Raw genomic sequence first — 15,719 nt, 5'->3', positions numbered from 1 at the left:
CTTGTCTTTAAAAACAACATCAACAGATCGCAGCCTTCGGCAGCTCCTACAGGGGATACCGGTTATTCGCGTGGTTCGAGGTTCAGGCACACCGAATTGATGCAATAACGCAGGCCAGTCGGCGGTGGGCCGTCCGGGAAGACGTGGCCCAGGTGCGCATCGCAGCGGGCGCACTTCACTTCCGTGCGGATCATGCCGTGGGTGGTGTCACGGATTTCGGTCATGGCGCTCTCGCCGATCGGCGCGTAGAAGCTCGGCCAGCCACAACCGGAGTCGAACTTGGTCGTGGAATCGAACAACGGTTCTTTGCAGCAGATACAGTGATAGACACCGTCGGTTTTGGTGGCGTTGTATTTGCCGGAGAACGGTCGCTCGGTCGCACTGAGGCGGCAAACCTCGTATTGCTGCGGGTCGAGCATGGCTTTCCATTCTTCCAGGGTTTTTTCCAACTTTTCCATCATCACACCTCAGCGGCTGAAAAAGCCCGATCTGTACCTTTTCCACGGATCGGGCGGCACGTATGATTGCGCCTCGTCACGTGCCAGTCTGGCAGCCAGACCGGGCGCATTCAAACGGATTCTGGGCGCTGCGGCTCAAGACCTCCGCCTGTGGCAAGACACAGGAATCCCAGTACGGTTGTCCATCCGCCGTCTGGATCGTTCATTTTCGGGATCACATCGCCATGCAGTTCAGCAAATCGAACAAGCTCGCCAACGTCTGCTACGACATTCGCGGCCCGGTGCTCAAGCACGCCAAACGACTGGAAGAGGAAGGCCAGCGCATCCTCAAGCTGAATATCGGCAACCCGGCGCCGTTTGGTTTCGAGGCGCCGGAGGAAATTCTTCAGGACGTGATCCGCAACCTGCCGACCGCGCAAGGCTACAGCGACTCCAAAGGCCTGTTCAGCGCGCGCAAGGCGGTGATGCAGTACTACCAGCAGAAAAATGTCGAAGGCGTCGGCATCGAAGACATTTACCTGGGCAACGGCGTGTCCGAGCTGATCGTGATGTCGCTGCAGGCGCTGCTCAACAACGGCGACGAAGTGCTGGTACCAGCCCCGGATTATCCGTTGTGGACCGCAGCGGTAAGCCTGGCCGGTGGTAACGCCGTGCATTACCTGTGCGACGAAGGCGCCGACTGGTTCCCGGACCTGGCCGACATCAAGGCCAAGATCACTCCGAACACCAAAGCCATGGTGATCATCAACCCGAACAACCCGACCGGTGCGGTGTATTCGAAGGAAGTGCTGCTGGGCATGCTGGAAATCGCCCGCGCGCACAACCTGGTGGTGTTCTCGGACGAAATCTACGACAAGATTCTCTACGACGATGCCGTGCACATCTGCACCGCGTCGCTGGCGCCGGACCTGCTGTGCCTGACCTTCAACGGTCTGTCGAAGTCCTACCGCGTGGCGGGTTTCCGCTCCGGCTGGATCGCCATCTCCGGGCCGAAACACAATGCCCAGAGCTACATCGAAGGCATCGACATGCTGGCCAACATGCGCCTGTGTGCCAACGTGCCGAGCCAGCATGCGATCCAGACCGCACTCGGCGGCTACCAGAGCATCAATGACCTGGTGCTGCCGCAGGGGCGCTTGCTGGAACAGCGCAACCGCACCTGGGAATTGCTCAACGACATTCCAGGCGTCAGCTGCGTCAAGCCGATGGGCGCGCTGTATGCGTTCCCACGGATCGACCCGAAGGTCTGCCCGATCCACAACGACGAAAAATTCGTCCTCGACCTGCTGCTCTCCGAGAAGCTGCTGGTGGTGCAAGGCACCGCGTTCAACTGGCCGTGGCCGGATCACTTTCGCGTAGTCACCCTGCCGCGCGTCGATGACCTGGAAATGGCCATCGGCCGCATCGGGAACTTCCTCAAGTCGTACCGCCAGTAATTGGCCAGCAGTGCGCAACGGCCCGAACGTTGCGCACTGTCTGATTCAGCAACACATCTACCTCCCCCGCCCTCACCCGCCTTCTACACTTGCGATTCATACCGCCCACAAACGTCTGACGTAATGGCGGCGGGTCGCGGCTATCTGTCGTCCCTGTCCGTGTCAGCTGTGGGAAATGAACCGCACAGCGCAGAATCCGCTGTAGGACACAGTTTGAAATAGTCACTCAGTTGAATAGCCCGGTGCAGCACCTTATATACCCCGCAGTACGCTACATCTTTAGCTTGAGGAGATTTCTACAACCATGATGCGCATCCTGCTGTTTTTGGCCACTAACCTGGCGGTCGTGCTGATAGCCAGCATCACCCTGAGCCTGTTCGGCTTCAACGGGTTCATGGCGGCCAACGGGATTGATCTCAATCTCAATCAGCTGCTGGTTTTCTGTGCGGTCTTTGGTTTCGCCGGTTCGTTGTTCTCGCTGTTCATCTCCAAGTGGATGGCGAAGATGAGCACCAGCACTCAGATCATCAGCCAGCCACGGACCCGGCATGAGCAATGGCTGTTGCAAACCGTTGAGCAACTGTCCCGCGAAGCCGGGATCAAGATGCCCGAAGTGGGTATTTTCCCGGCCTACGAGGCCAACGCCTTTGCGACCGGCTGGAACAAGAACGACGCGCTGGTCGCGGTCAGCCAGGGCCTGCTCGAGCGTTTCTCGCCCGATGAAGTGAAAGCCGTGCTGGCCCACGAAATCGGCCACGTCGCCAACGGTGACATGGTTACCCTGGCGCTGATCCAGGGTGTGGTGAACACCTTCGTGATGTTCTTCGCGCGAATCATCGGCAATTTTGTCGACAAGGTGATCTTCAAGAACGAAGAGGGTCAGGGCATTGCCTACTATGTGGCGACCATCTTCGCCGAACTGGTACTGGGCATACTGGCGAGTGCGATCGTCATGTGGTTCTCGCGCAAACGCGAATTCCGCGCTGACGAAGCCGGTGCCCGCCTGGCCGGCACCAGCGCAATGATCGGCGCACTGCAACGCCTGCGCGCTGAACAGGGTCTGCCGGTGCACATGCCCGACACCCTGAATGCGTTCGGCATCAACGGTGGCATCAAGCAAGGTTTCGCTCGCATGTTCATGAGCCACCCGCCGCTGGAAGCGCGTATCGATGCCCTGCGTCGCCGCGGTTGATCTGACGGCGGCAATATCACACAGCAGAAAAACAAAAATGCCCGTATCTCGCGATACGGGCATTTTTTGTCTGAAGCTGCGGATCAACCAGCGATGGCGCGATCCACCGAGAGTTTGCCAGCGCCTTCGATCAACACCGCGAGGCTGCCGCCGAGCAGGGCCAGGGCAAATTCATAACCGTTGTTGGCCATGAACAGACCGTTACCGATGTGCACGGTGAAAATGGCCACCAGCGAAAGAAAGGTCAAACCCAATGCCGCCGGACGAACCAGCAAGCCGATGATCAGCGCCAGACCGGCAAAGAACTCGGTACCGCCGGCCAGCGTGGCCATGACGTAGCCCGGGTGCAGACCGATGCTGTCCATGTACTGCGCGGTACCGGCCAGACCATAACCACCGAACAGGCCGAAGAGTTTCTGCGAGCCGTGGGCGGCGAAGATCACGCCGACGGCGATGCGCAGAATGGTCAGACCGTAGCCGGCGCGGGTGAACAGAACCTTGTTGATCAGAGAGCTCATGGGGCATTCCTTGTTTTGCGAGAAGTGATGTGTGTTGGTTGGCCGCTATATTAATCAGTTATTTTCATGTTAAAAGCGCAAATATTCCGCCATAACAATCAGTTTATTTGATCATTTGCGTGAGACAACTTTCTGTCCCCGGGGCTCCAACGACTCTCGCTCCCGGTCGAACGCCAAATAGTATTTGTTCACGCTATTAACATAGCTGACGGCGCCCATTCCCACCTGCTCCATGGCGATGCGCTCGACCTGGAAAAACCATTGATTAGGGTTCAGCCCACGCCTGCGGGCTTCGGCGCGCATGCCCTGGACCCGCTCCGGCCCGATGTTGTACGCGGCCAGTGTGAAGGCCATACGCTCGCGTTCATTGAGTTTGGGGCTGTTGAAGAACTTGCGCCGGATCATCGCCAGGTATTTGGCCCCGGCCTGCACATTCGCATCGAGATTCTGGATATTGTTGACGCCGACCCGCTGCGCTGCAGACGGGGTGATCTGCATCAGCCCCGTCGGGCCACTGCCGCTGCGCGCGTTGGGTTGCAGAGCCGACTCCTTGAACGCCAGCGCCGCCAGGTTGAGCCAGTCCATGTTCTGTGCATCGGCGTGTTTTTGCAGGGTCGGGCGCAGTTTTTCCAGACGCTGGCGGTCAGCCTTGGCCAAGGGATAGTGCACTTGATAGAGACGCCGATAGATGCGCAAAAACGCCGCATCTTCGTTGGAAGGCTTTTTGTAGCCAGTCAGGAAACGGTCGATGCTTGCCCGCAGCATCGACGCATCGCGGCGCACGAACCAGTACTCCTCGCCCGGCTCGCTGATCATCACTTGTCGGTCAAAGCGCAATTTCGGCAGGATCTTGCCCCAGCGTTCGGCAATCGGTTGCTCGACGATGGTCAGGTGGAAAATACCGCCCTGCACCATCTCCAGCACATCCTCGACCGCCAGCGTCGGGTCGACCCATTCGATCTTGATCGGCGCCAGCTTGTGCAGCGCCAGTTTCTGGTTGATCTGACTGACCGCCTCCCCCGCCGCGCTGCCCGTTGGCAACGCAAGGGTCTTGCCGGCCAATTGTTCGACCTTGGTGTAACGGCGCTCGCCTTTGATGCCCACCAGCACCAACGGCACGTTGCTGGCGATCGGCTCACTGCTGGCCACGGCGAAACCCGCTTGCAGGTCGAGCAACTCGCCCGGCGCAACCAGGTCACCCTCGCCGCGTTGCAGCGCACCGAGCAGTTGGTCCTTGGCTTTGGGAATGATCTTGAGGGTGATTTCCTGGCCATCGCGGGCGTGGCCATTGAGGTATTGCTCGAAGGCGCGCAGGCGATGGTATTCGACACCGATGGCCTGGCCCTGGACTTCGCCGGAGCTGTTGCGGCTCTGGTTGACCAGCACGCGCAGGACGCGGCTGCTGCGAATCTCCGACAGATCACGGACCTTGGTGGCCGGTACTGCCTGCAGCGGCCCGGGCAGGCGCGCAACCGCCGTCATCGGCAGCAGCAACGATCCACACAACAGCAACAAAACCGAGGGACGAATCATCCACTCTCCGGAAAGAATACGGGGTGAGCCCACCGCTGAACGGCGTCAATCACCGATGAAAACAGAGCGCCTGAGCGCTGGCAAAGTGCGAGAGACTGGCACAGTGATGGCATCTTTGCCAAACCGGGCTGCGTCGCGGCATCAAAAGACAGCTATAACTCGTTGTAGTTCTTGGCTTTTCTTATGGATCTACAGCTCTGGTATGCTTTCCGGCCTTCGGCCCGAGGTAGCAACCATGCAACTCATCGATATCGGCGTCAACCTGACCAACCCAAGTTTCGCCGACAAACACCAGGCCGTGCTTGATCGCGCCTATGCTGCCGGGGTCTGCCAACTGGTGTTGACCGGCACCAGCGTCGAGGGCAGCGAACAGGCGCTGGAGCTGTGTCAGCAGCTGGACGACTCTGCGCAGCGACTGTTCGCCACCGCCGGTATTCATCCGCATTCGGCAAGTGACTGGAACGCGGACAGTGCCCGGCGTCTGCGCAGTTTGCTGAAGGAGGCCAACGTGATCGCGGTGGGCGAATGCGGGCTGGATTTCAACCGCGATTTCTCGCCGCGCGCGCAGCAGGAAAAGGTTCTTGAAGAACACCTGGCCATGGCCGTCGAACTGCAAATGCCGGTGTTCCTGCACGAGCGCGACGCCAGCCAGCGTCTGCTGGAGATACTCAAAGACTTCCGCGATCAATTGCCGGCCGCGGTCGTGCATTGCTTTACCGGCGAGCAAAAGGCGTTGTTCAGCTACCTCGATCTGGATCTGCACATTGGCATCACCGGCTGGATCTGCGATGAGCGTCGAGGCACGCATTTGCACCCGCTGGTCAAAGAGATCAAGCGTGGACGATTGATGCTGGAAAGCGATGCGCCGTATTTGCTGCCGCGTACGCTGCGGCCGAAGCCGAAAAACGGTCGCAATGAGCCGGCGTATTTGACTGAAGTGCTGCGTGAGGTGGCCTTGCATCGGGGTGAAACCGAAGCCGATCTGGCGGCGCACACCACTGCTTGCGCCCGCGCGTTTTACAACCTCCCCGTACTCCCCTGACACACCAGAAACTGAATGTAGGAGTGAGCCTGCTCGCGATGGCGGCAGCTCATTCAACATCGCAGTAACTGATCCATCGCCATCGCGAGCGGGCTCACTCCTACAGTGGCGGGATGGGGTCTTTTGATGTGCATCAAGGTCTTCATATCTGGATAGCGGCACAATGCTGGCACCTTGCCAATGCTGTTTCCGCTATCAGAGAAGACCTCCATGGGTGCCTGGCTTAGCAATATCTCGCTGAAATACAAATTCTGGGCGGTCAACGCGGTCGCCTTTGTCACCACCCTGTTGTTGGTGCTGTACGCCGTGCAGCTTGAGCAACAGGCGCGCAGTCACGCCTCCAAGGCCTCGGCCCAAGCCCAGGCGCAAATACTCATGGCCTGGCCAGCCGGGCAAGCGTTGCCCAAGGCCGATCACGTGCTGACGTTCAAGCGCGGAGAGGCGCCGCGCCTCAACGATCAGCCGCTGCTGGAGATCACCGACGGCCATGGCTGGAACGACATCAACCCGATGCCGGTGTTGGGCGAAAATCCGCTGATGGGCGCTGAAGTGTTCAGCCGCGCCGACGGCCAGCAAGTCGCGGTGATCGCCTATGGCCCAAGCCTGACGCAGGTCTTCGGCGAGCGATTCGCCAACTACGCGGTGGCGGTGTTCATTCTGATGCTGGCGATGCTCGGCGCTTCGCAGTTGCTGATCCGTTTTCTGCTCAGCCAGCTCAACACCTTGAAAGACGTGATGCTGCACGTTGAAAAGAGCGGCGACCTCTCCGCCCGCGTCCCCTTGGTCGGCAAAGATGAGGTCGGGCAGATGGCCAATGCGTTCAACGCGATGCAGGCCGGTTATCAACGCGTGGTCAGCACCGTCGCCAACACGGCGCGGCAGCTGGATGTCGGCGCCGCGCGGCTGGCGTCGAGCATGAACGAGGTGCGCCACGGCATGCTCGGCCAGCAAAGTGAAACCGATCAGGCCGCCACCGCAATCAACGAAATGACCGCCACGGTTTACCACATCGCCCAACACGCGGGCGCCACTCGGGATTTGTCGCAGACCGCCGATGGCCTCGCCGGCAGCGGCCAGCAAGTGGTGGCGCGGGTGCAGCATTCGATTGCCGGGCTCTCCAGCGGCGTGCAGCAGACCGCCGAAATGATCCAGCGCCTGGCCGAGGACAGTCAGAAGATCAACGGCGTGGTCAGCGTGATTCACAGCATCGCCGAGCAGACCAACCTTCTGGCCCTCAACGCCGCCATCGAAGCCGCCCGTGCAGGTGAAATGGGCCGTGGTTTTGCCGTGGTCGCCGATGAAGTGCGCAACCTGGCGAAACGCGTGCAGGCCTCGACCGATGAAATCACCACGATGGTGTCGGCATTGCAGGCCGGTACGCGTGATGCGGTGGACTTCATGCAGGAGAGTTCGTACAAGGCCGACGACTGCGTGCAGCAAGCGCAGGAGGCTGGCGCAGCACTGGCGGAAATCACCGGGGCAGTGGCGCAGATGCGCGAAAGCAACACGCAGATTGCCGTCGCAGCAGAGCAGCAGAGTCAAGTCGCCGAGGAAATGAATCGGGCGGTGGTGAGTATTCGTGATGTGACCGAGAACACGGTGCAGCAGACGGTCGATTCGGCGACCACCAGTAATGAACTGGCGACGTTGGCGGCAGAGTTGAGCAAGGCGATAGGGCAGCTGAAACTCTGACGGCCTCATCGCGGGCAAGCCCGCTCCCACAGGTTTCGTGGGTGTTCACACAACCGGTGTTCACTGGAGATCACTGTGGGAGCTGGCTTGCCAGCGATGGCGGCATTTGAAACGACATCGAATCCTGCGATGACGCCTATCGCTTCAATAGCCAACCTTGATTCGCCGCCCTCCTTGCCCGGGCCTATTCTTCAGCCATGTGTTCAACAAGGATCGAGGAGTAGTCAACATGGGCAAACGTCACCCCAACCTTCCCGCGTGGCAATGGCGCGCGTACCCGGGCAATCATCAGCATCCGACCAATCTGGTCTTGCACCTGATTGCCGTGCCGCTGTTCATCGTAGCGTTTCTGCTGATCGTGTCAGGGGTGTTCAGCCTGAGCCTGGCCAGTGTCGCCATCGGCGTGATCGGTATCGTTGCGGCGCTGGGTCTGCAGCGTCACGGCCACAGTCTGGAGGCGCAAGCCTCCGAGCCGTTCAGTGATCGCAAAGATGCCGTATCACGCTTGTTGGTCGAACAGTTTCTGACCTTTCCACGGTTCTTGCTCAGCGGCGGCTGGTGGCGCGCCTGGCGTGAACGTCACCGTCGACACTGATTCAGGCGAAGATCGTGACAGTCTGGCGACTCATGGCGATCAACTCGCCTTGTGCACTCCACAGTTTCGCGGCGGCATGTCCGTAGCCGTCAGCGGCGTACTCGGTTTCAACGCGGTACTTGCACCAGTCCAGCGTGTTCAACTCACGTAACGGCTGAACGAATTCGACGGTCCAGGTCAGCGTGCTGCCCATGGCCGGTTTCTTCAGGTGCGGCAGCAACGACGGCGGCCACGCGTCCACCAGCGCCAGAATGTGCGACTCGGTGACCGGTTCTTCCTTCACATCCCCACGCAATCGTACCCAACCGCCCATCTCCCGCGACGGATTACCGGTAAACGGCAGACCGCCGATGGTCCAGCGCATGCCCAGGTGACGCATGAATTCCGGCAGCACGCCTTTGATATAGGGCAGTTCCTGACAGTCGTCCCAATGCTTCATCTCAGGGGCCGGCTCTGCGGCAATCGCCACTTCCGAGGGCCGCGAGGCGCCAAAACTGCCTTGTACCAGCGTGACCACCTGGCCGTTCTGCATGGCGCGGCCCAGCACCTGGCTGACCGCTTTGCCTTCGCGCAACACGTCCACTTCAAAACTGACCGGGACTTCGGGCTCAACCGGGCCGACAAAAGTGATCGCCAGCGAACGCACCGGACGATCCGCCGGCACTCTGGCGCGCATGGCTTCGTATTGCAGTGCGGCGACAAGACCACCGAAACTGGCACGGCCTTGCGCCCATTCGGCGGGAATCGTCACGTGCGGATCACGGCGGACGGCATCGAGCAGATCGCAAAAGCGCATGGCAACCTCAGATAACGAGAAAGGACTGCAGGGATCTTAACCAGCCCGGCACAGCACCGCAGCGTCTATTCCGGTCAAATGCGCTGACAGATCAGACACCCTCCCTGTAGGAGGTTGCTCAGGATTTGAAGCAGGCTGCGCTGAGTTTTTCGAGCACGCGGTCGGCTTTGATTTCGGCCTTGATCATGGTTGCCTGCCATGTCGCGACGCAAGGCTCGAGATCTGCTTCGTGTTCGGCTTTCGCCAGCCACTGCCAGCAGTCGTGCCAGTCGCCCAACGCACCTTGCGCGGACTTCAAGCGTGGCAACGCCGCCTCAGGCAGACGATCAAGCTCTGGATAGGCTTCGATGCCGTAGCGCACGCGCTTGATCAACAGGCGCAGGCGATGACGGTCGTGGGCGGGATCGTGCAAGGCCGCGTCGAGTTTTTTCCATTGTTTGCCGAGGCGTTTTTCGATGCGTTTATCCAGGCCCTTGAGCAAACCCTGGCGCTGCGAGGCGCGCAGAAAACGTGGAAAGGCGTCGAGAATCATCAACAGCGACGCCACCTCGGCACTCGCCGCCAGCGCCGGATAGGCCTCGGCCATCTGCGCCATACGCCGTTGCGCGGCTTCGGGCTGAGCGTGCTCGAGCAGGTACGCGGCCAGCACTTCACGATCGCGCCACGGCGTGGTCAATTGACCCACCGCCGACGCCGCGTCCTCCAATTGTTCGACACCCGGCAAACCGCGCAATGGCCGCAACAGACTGCGCAGGCGCCGCACCGTGGTGCGCAGATCGTGCAGCGCCTCAGGATCAGTGCGCGCCGTCAACCGCGCCTGACAAGCCAGCAGTCGCACTTCCAGGCTCAGGACATGAGCCACCAAACGGTCAACCAACGCAGACATCACATGCTCCTGATTCAAATGCCCTGGGGGATGAGTCTGGCGGTTCGACCGCGCAGCATCCTTGCCTCAGGTCAGCAGCTTAGCGTCCGGCGCGGGATTCGCGAATGTAGAAGCGCGCCTTCTCGGCTTTACTGCTGCAACCTTCAAAACCCTCGAATTGCTGCTGGGTCTTGGCCGCCGTCAACAACGACAGCGCCTTGGAATAGCTGACGGTGCCGGCAAAGCCTTCAGCCTTGGCCAGGTCCAGTTCATGCCAGGCGGCGTCGAGCTGGCTGCCGCAGCTGTCGCGGTACGCGGTCTTGCCGGCGCAACCGGCCAATGCCAAAGCCATCAACGGCACACAGATCCAGGCTTTCATCACTTACACCTCAACGTTAGGTCATCAGTCGTGCAGGTAAGACGGTCAGGCCGGGAAAAAGTGCCTTGCCCGCATGTGAAACTGCGTTGGCGAAAGGATAGCGCTGAAGGGTCACGCCGTTGCGAAAAAACGACGTCACTGGCGCACTGAACGACCTCGGCGATTGAGCCTGCCCGTCGATGGGTGCATTGTGGAACCTTGTCGGGAGGAAGCTGGATGAAAAAGCGTGTCGCACTGGTGCTGGGCTCCGGTGGTGCCCGGGGCTATGCCCATATCGGGGTGATTGAAGAGATTGAAAAACGCGGTTACGACATCGCCTGCATTGCCGGTTGTTCGATGGGCGCAGTGGTCGGCGGGATCTATGCCGCCGGCAAGCTCGACGAATACCGAAACTGGATCGAGAGCCTCGATTACCTCGACGTCTTACGCCTGGTGGATGTGAGCTTTCGCCTGGGTGCCATTCGTGGCGAAAAGGTCTTCGGGCAGATCCGCAAGATCGTCGGCGAGATCAACATCGAAGACCTGCGCATCCCCTACACTGCCGTCGCCGCCGACCTCACCAATCAGCAGGAAATCTGGTTTCAGGAAGGTTGTCTGCATCAGGCCATGCGCGCCTCGGCGGCAATCCCCAGCCTGTTCACCCCGGTTATGCAAGGCAACCGCATGCTGGTCGATGGCGGCATTCTCAACCCACTGCCGATTGTGCCGGTGGTGTCCAGCCACTGTGACCTGATCATCGCGGTCAACCTCAACTCGACCAACCAGCGCCATTACAAACTGCCGGTGATCCAGCGCCCCGCCGCGTTCCGTTCACGCTTTGACAGCCTGATCAGTTCGCTCGGTTCGAAGATGCCGTTTCGCCGTACACAGGCCGAGCAGTTGCTGAAGCTCGAACAGGAAGCGCTGCGCGCCGAGGCGGCGGATATCAACCCGTGGCTGGAGGGTGTCGAACCGGAAAACCAGCAACCGGCCGCCGCGCCCGAGCGTGAAGGCGCACCGAAATCCGCCACCGGCTCCTTCATTATCGATAACGTCGGACCGGCCTCGTTGCTGGACCTGATCAACCAGAGTTTCGAGGTCATGCAGACATCGCTGGCGCAGTACAAGATCGCCGGTTATCCGCCGGATATCCTGATCAACGTGCCGAAGCGGGTATGCCGGTTTTTCGAGTTCTACAAGGCGCCGGAGTTGATCGCGTTGGGGCGCGAGATTGCCAGCGATACGCTGGATCGGTATGAAAATGAGCAGGGTTGATACTGCAACCCTGCGCCAGCGATTGGTGCAGGGCTTTGATGCTTGAATCTTAGCTGCCGGACTTGTAGTAGCTTTGAACCCGCATATTGCCGTCAAACTTCTTCTCAACACCATTCTGCATGTCGATAACCACGTAGCTGGTCCCCGACTCGTGGCCAAGCGCCGGCGATTCATCGGGCACCCTTGAAGCTTTTTCAGTCGTCCAGATGTAACCGCTGGTGACATTCCATTGACCTGCGAATTGCTTCTGCAGTTCGCGCGCGGCGCTCAGGGTGGGCAACCCACCATGGGTTTGCGCCTCGCGGGCGCAGTTGTTGTAGGTATCGGCATCAATCCGCTGGTATCCATCATTGTGCGTAGACATCAGGCTCTCCAGACACTTCGGGGCTAAGTTGAGCTTGAAAACTAACAGTAGCCACTTCGCCGCAGCACCTGACAGAAATGACAGTCCCGACAGACGGCGGCGCCTTGGCGTCGACCTTCACTCACACCTCCAACAACCGATACCCCACTCCCGCCTCGGTCACGATAAACCGTGGCCGCGTCGGATCATCCGCCAGTTTCTGCCGCAAATGCCCCACCACAATCCGCAGGTAATGGCTGTCCTCGGTGTGTGTCGGCCCCCAGATATCCTTGAGCAATTGCTGCTGAGTGATCACCCGTCCCGGATGCCGCGCCAGTTGCGCCAGCACCGCGTATTCCTTGCGGGTCAGCGCCACTTCAACGCCGTCGAGCAACACCCGCCGATAGGCCAGGTCCACAGTCAACGGGCCGAAATTCAACGCTGCCTGTTGCGCCTCGCCAGCAGGTGCCTGACGCAACAACGCGCGGACCCGTGCGAGAAACTCCTGGATGCCGAATGGTTTGGTCACATAGTCGTTGGCGCCGCCATCCAGTGCCTCGACCTTCTGCCCTTCGCTGGCGCGCACCGACAACACCAGTACTGGCGCCGTCGCCCATTCACGAAACTCGCGCAGCACTTGCTGGCCGTCCATGTCCGGCAAGCCAAGGTCGAGCACCAGCAGGTCGGGTTTGTTCAACGCTGCCTGCGCCAGGCCCTCGGCACCGGTGCCGGCCTCCAGCACTTTGTAGCCTTGCGAGGCGAGGCTGATGCGCAGGAATTTACGAATCTGCGGTTCGTCGTCAATGACCAGAATGGTCGCGGTCTGGCTCATGAATTCACATCGATACAAAAGATTGGCAAGAGAGTAGCGCAGTCGGCATCAGGCTTCATTGTCCATCCCCGGTTGCGCCTGCAGCGGCAAGTGCAGGGTGATGCAGGTGCCGCGTCCTTCGATGCCGTCAGCGACAGTGATGCGCCCGCCATGCGCGCCGACCATGCCCTGACAGATCGCCAGGCCGAGGCCCGTGCCCTGGCCGCCACGATCACCGCGCGCGGCGGTGTAGAACATGTCGAAAATCTTCGCCCGCTCGTCTTCGGGAATGCCCGGCCCTTCGTCGCTGACCGAGAAGAAAATCTCGCTGTCATCGGCCCCGGCGCGCAACGCCAGACGACCGTGAGGCGGCGAGAAACGTGCAGCGTTTTCCATCACATTGACCAGCGCCTGTTCGATCAGCGCCGCGTGCACAAACAGTAACGGCAACTCGGCCGGCACCTCGGTGCTGACCTGCAACGGCGCCAGCACCGCGCGCAGGCGATTGAGCGAACTGCCGACAATGTCGGCCGGCGACACCCAGTCCCGCGCAAGCTTCAAAGCACCGTGGCCGAGGCGGGTCATGTCGAGCAGATTCTGGATATAGCGGTCGAGGCGTTCGGCTTCATCGCGAGTGCCTTCAAGCAGCTCGCGGCGATCTTCCAGCGGGATGGCTTCGCCGAGCGCCAACAGGCTGTCGATACTGCCGCGCATGGCCGTCAACGGCGTGCGCAAATCATGCGAAACCGAGGCCAGCAGCGCACTGCGCAATTGTTCGGTTTCGCCATGCAGGCGCGCCGCCTCCAGATCATCCGCCAGTTGCGCGCGGGCCAGTGCCTGCGCCAGCGGCTGACTGAGCGCAGTCAGCAAACGCCGACGCTGGCCGCTCAAGGTCTGGCCCTCTTTAGCGCAGACACCGAGCAGCGCCAGCGGCCCGTCCTCGACGGAAAGCGGCCACCACCACCAACGCCCGAACGGTAACGTGCCGGTGCCCATACCCGCCGGTTGATCGTGTTGCCAGGCCCAGTCAGCGGCGGCACGCTCAGACTCGGTGAACTGCAGCGGCCCGCCGGTTTCAACCTTCCAGCCGCCCTGTCCGTCACGATTGAGCAGGCACAGTTGCAAATCGCTCCAGCCGTTGAGGTGCTGCGCGGCGGCACTGACCACGGCTTGACGATCGGTCGCGGCGGTAAGTTTGCGCGACAGATCGAGCAGCTCGCTGGTTTCTTCCTGAGTGTCGCGCAACGCCTGCAATTGCCGACGCTGCCGCGCCGCGAGGTTGCCGGTGAGCGCCGCCATCAAGAGGAAAAACAACAGCGTCAGCACGTCTTCTTCGCGCTGGATGCTGAAGGAAAAATTCGGCGGAATGAACAGAAAATCGTACGTCAGAAACGACAGCGCCGCACACGCCAGCGCCGGGCCCAGACTGCTGCGCACCGCCACCAGCAACACCGCCGCGAGGAACACCAGCGAGATGTTCGGCAGCGGCAACACACTCGACACCGCCCACGCCAAGGCACTGGCCAGCAGTGTGGCGACCAGCGCCAACGCATAGTCGAACCACACCAGTGTCAGCGGGTTTCGCGGACGCGATTGCAGGTGTTCATGATCGTTGTCGAGGACGTTGATTTCCAGGCCATGGGCCTGACGCAACAGACGCGCGGCCAAGCCACCGCCGAACAGTCGACGGCGCAAACTTGGCCGCGACTGGCCGACCAGCACCAGACTCGCACGGCGTTCAGTCGCGTGCTGAATCAGGGTTTTCGCCACTTCACCGGCGCGCAATAACACCACTTCACCGCCGAGGCGTTCGGCCAACTGTTGCGCGCTTTGCAGGCGCAGGCGTGATTGCTCGTCGCGCACGCTGCCGTTGTCGACGTGCACCAGGCTCCACGGCAGATGCCGACGCTGGGCAACGCGACTGGCGTGACGCACCAGACGTTCGGCCTGCGCATCGCCATCGACGCCGACCAACAATCGACCGCGCACCGCCGGCGCTGCCTGACCAAGCTGGCGATAGCCTTGAGCGAGATCGTTATCGACTTGCGCAGCGGCGGTTTGCATCGCCAGTTCGCGCAATGCCGTGAGGTTGGTCTGGGTAAAAAACGCGTCGATGGCCGCGCGTGCCTGCTCCGGGACGTAGACCTTGCCTTCACGCAAACGCTCGAGCAATTCGCGCGGCGGCAGGTCGATCAGCAGCAGTTCGTAGGCTTCTTGCAACACCCAGTCGGGCAGGGTTTCGCGCACTTGCACACCGGTGATGCCACGCACCTGATCGTTGAGACTTTCGAGGTGCTGGACGTTGACCGTGGTGAACACATCGATGCCGGCGGCGAGCAGTTCCTGAATGTCTTGCCAGCGCTTGGCGTGACGACTGCCGGGGGCGTTGCTGTGGGCCAGTTCATCGACAAGTACAAGCTTCGGTCGGGCCGCGAGGATGCCGTCGAGGTCCATTTCTTCGAGCATCACGCCACGGTATTCCGAGCGCACCAGCGGTTGCTGCGGCAAGCCGCCGAGCAGCGCTTCGGTTTCAGCGCGGCCGTGGGTTTCGACGACCCCGGCGAGGACTTTCACGCCTTGGCGCAGTTGCGTGTGGGCGGCCTGGAGCATGGCGTAGGTTTTACCGACACCGGGAGCGGCGCCGAGGAACACCTTGAGGCGGCCACGGCCGTCGCGGGGCAGGTCTGCTAACAGTGCGTCGGCGCGGCCGGAGTCGCTCATGCTTGATGCTCTCTCTTCCTGATGATCGTTCCCACGCTCTGCGTGGGAATGCAGCCCGGGACGCTCTGCGTCCCACCAAAGCGG

Annotated in this window: 15 protein-coding genes; 6 read left to right on the top strand and 9 right to left on the bottom strand. The window is 60.9% G+C overall.

Going from position 1 to position 15,719, the window contains the following annotated elements:
• Positions 1–62: 62 nt before the first annotated feature.
• Positions 63–458, bottom strand: a complete 396-nt coding sequence (gene msrB / locus EJA70_RS28970; RefSeq protein WP_158835856.1) for a peptide-methionine (R)-S-oxide reductase MsrB — start codon at positions 456–458, stop codon at positions 63–65.
• Positions 459–682: 224 nt separating this feature from the next.
• Between msrB and EJA70_RS28965 the strand changes: the two genes are divergently transcribed.
• Together EJA70_RS28965 and htpX are read left to right on the top strand one after the other, a co-directional pair.
• Positions 683–1,894 (top strand): pyridoxal phosphate-dependent aminotransferase, encoded by a 1,212-nt coding sequence (locus EJA70_RS28965; protein ID WP_008079895.1) that lies wholly within the window; start codon positions 683–685, stop codon positions 1,892–1,894.
• Positions 1,895–2,198: 304 nt separating this feature from the next.
• Positions 2,199–3,086 carry a protease HtpX gene (gene htpX / locus EJA70_RS28960; RefSeq protein WP_008079894.1) on the top strand — a complete coding sequence of 296 codons (888 nt, stop codon included), beginning with the start codon at positions 2,199–2,201 and terminating at the stop codon, positions 3,084–3,086.
• Between the two features lie 83 nt (positions 3,087–3,169).
• Here htpX and EJA70_RS28955 read toward each other — a convergent pair whose 3' ends face one another.
• Both EJA70_RS28955 and EJA70_RS28950 read right to left on the bottom strand, forming a co-directional pair.
• Positions 3,170–3,604: a DoxX family protein gene (locus EJA70_RS28955; protein WP_008079893.1), complete on the bottom strand. Its 435-nt coding sequence runs from the start codon at positions 3,602–3,604 to the stop codon at positions 3,170–3,172.
• A gap of 111 nt (positions 3,605–3,715) precedes the next feature.
• The gene (locus EJA70_RS28950) at positions 3,716–5,137 is read right to left on the bottom strand and encodes a transglycosylase SLT domain-containing protein (protein WP_008079892.1); all 1,422 of its coding nucleotides are present in this window, start codon (positions 5,135–5,137) and stop codon (positions 3,716–3,718) included.
• Positions 5,138–5,372: 235 nt separating this feature from the next.
• Between EJA70_RS28950 and EJA70_RS28945 the strand changes: the two genes are divergently transcribed.
• The 3 genes from EJA70_RS28945 to EJA70_RS28935 all read left to right on the top strand — a co-directional run bounded on the left by EJA70_RS28945 (position 5,373) and on the right by EJA70_RS28935 (position 8,466).
• Positions 5,373–6,179, top strand: coding sequence for a TatD family hydrolase (locus EJA70_RS28945; RefSeq protein ID WP_158835853.1), 807 nt, complete (start codon positions 5,373–5,375; stop codon positions 6,177–6,179).
• Between the two features lie 210 nt (positions 6,180–6,389).
• Entirely contained in the window at positions 6,390–7,871 is a 1,482-nt protein-coding gene (locus tag EJA70_RS28940) for a methyl-accepting chemotaxis protein (protein WP_158835850.1), read from the top strand.
• Positions 7,872–8,100: 229 nt separating this feature from the next.
• On the top strand, positions 8,101–8,466 hold the full coding sequence (locus EJA70_RS28935; protein WP_158835847.1) for an Mpo1-like protein: 366 nt from the start codon (positions 8,101–8,103) through the stop codon (positions 8,464–8,466).
• A gap of 1 nt (position 8,467) precedes the next feature.
• Here the strand turns inward: EJA70_RS28935 and EJA70_RS28930 are convergent, their stop codons facing one another.
• The 3 genes from EJA70_RS28930 to EJA70_RS28920 all read right to left on the bottom strand — a co-directional run bounded on the left by EJA70_RS28930 (position 8,468) and on the right by EJA70_RS28920 (position 10,506).
• Positions 8,468–9,262, bottom strand: coding sequence for an acyl-CoA thioesterase II (locus EJA70_RS28930; RefSeq protein WP_158835844.1), 795 nt, complete (start codon positions 9,260–9,262; stop codon positions 8,468–8,470).
• Between the two features lie 118 nt (positions 9,263–9,380).
• Positions 9,381–10,148, bottom strand: a complete 768-nt coding sequence (locus tag EJA70_RS28925) for a CHAD domain-containing protein (RefSeq protein ID WP_158835841.1) — start codon at positions 10,146–10,148, stop codon at positions 9,381–9,383.
• A gap of 79 nt (positions 10,149–10,227) precedes the next feature.
• Entirely contained in the window at positions 10,228–10,506 is a 279-nt protein-coding gene (locus EJA70_RS28920; RefSeq protein WP_008079886.1) for a hypothetical protein, read from the bottom strand.
• 216 nt (positions 10,507–10,722) lie between these two features.
• On the opposite strand from EJA70_RS28920, the gene EJA70_RS28915 reads away from it, so the two are divergent.
• Complete coding sequence (locus tag EJA70_RS28915) at positions 10,723–11,760, top strand: patatin-like phospholipase family protein (RefSeq protein ID WP_158835838.1); 1,038 nt, start codon at positions 10,723–10,725, stop codon at positions 11,758–11,760.
• 49 nt (positions 11,761–11,809) lie between these two features.
• Here EJA70_RS28915 and EJA70_RS28910 read toward each other — a convergent pair whose 3' ends face one another.
• From EJA70_RS28910 to EJA70_RS28900, 3 genes are all read right to left on the bottom strand, one after another.
• A complete protein-coding gene (locus tag EJA70_RS28910; protein ID WP_008079884.1) occupies positions 11,810–12,124 on the bottom strand; it encodes a hypothetical protein in 315 nt (104 codons plus the stop codon).
• A 121-nt stretch (positions 12,125–12,245) separates the two neighbouring features.
• Positions 12,246–12,935 (bottom strand): response regulator, encoded by a 690-nt coding sequence (locus tag EJA70_RS28905; protein WP_008079883.1) that lies wholly within the window; start codon positions 12,933–12,935, stop codon positions 12,246–12,248.
• Positions 12,936–12,983: 48 nt separating this feature from the next.
• Entirely contained in the window at positions 12,984–15,635 is a 2,652-nt protein-coding gene (locus EJA70_RS28900) for a sensor histidine kinase KdpD (protein WP_158835835.1), read from the bottom strand.
• Positions 15,636–15,719 lie beyond the last annotated feature (84 nt).

This window comes from Pseudomonas sp. PB103 (assembly GCF_009764635.1).
Lineage (GTDB): Bacteria > Pseudomonadota > Gammaproteobacteria > Pseudomonadales > Pseudomonadaceae > Aquipseudomonas.
Note: the sequence above shows the minus strand (reverse complement) of the source record. Positions and strands in the feature narration are given on the sequence as shown.